A 738-nucleotide genomic window follows, 5' to 3' on the forward strand; every position below is an offset into this window, starting at 1 on the left:
TGACAGGTCAAGATGTTCAATACCGACACAACCGCGCAGTAGTGGGTGGCAGTGTGCCAATTGAGGGTGATCTGATCGCCAATGGCGTGACGATTTTGGATTGGCGGGAAGAGGTATTGGACTTTTCTCAGGACTACTTCCCATCGGCGGTATGGCTTGTTTCTCGTACCGATTCAAGTTTAAGTCCAATTAAGCCAAGTGGTTCCATCGACGAAGACGTCAAGACAGTGAAAGAGTTGATCGATGGACGAGAAGTGTTGGCGCTAGAGCATTCGTGCCTAGACCCAAACCTTTACGACTTGTACGACACGGGTGCCAAAGTGATTTTGCCCGATGGCAAACGACTCCTAAACGAAATGGTACCTGCCATCATGAAAAATGATGCTGAAAGTACCTTATTGGATGTAGCAGACACATTAATTGCTTTAGAAAAATGGCCGGGAGAAATAAAAGTTATTGGCCCTGTTTCTGAAAATCAAAAAATGGCTGTTGCGTTCCGTAAAAATTCACCGGAATTACGCGAAGCGTTTGATCGTTATTTAGATTCTATTAAAAAAGATGGGACGTATGAAAAGCTCGTTAAAAAATACTACCCGTCCATTTACTACTTTTATAACGATTACTTCTTAGAAGATAGTAAGAAAATTCGATGAAAAAGGCTGTTAAAAAAATATCCAGTAAAAAGATAATAACGATAAGCGCAATAATCGTTTCTATTTATTTAGCGATACTTATCGT

The 738-nt window shown here is 40.9% G+C and carries 1 protein-coding gene; it reads left to right on the forward strand.

All coding sequences use genetic code 11. The features are described from left to right. A partial coding sequence (locus R7044_RS25255; RefSeq protein ID WP_225456000.1) for a transporter substrate-binding domain-containing protein occupies positions 1–653 on the forward strand: 653 nt, incomplete at its 5' end. Between the last annotated feature and the right edge of the window lie 85 nt (positions 654–738).

It is taken from the genome of Vibrio sp. 1402 (assembly GCF_033340275.1).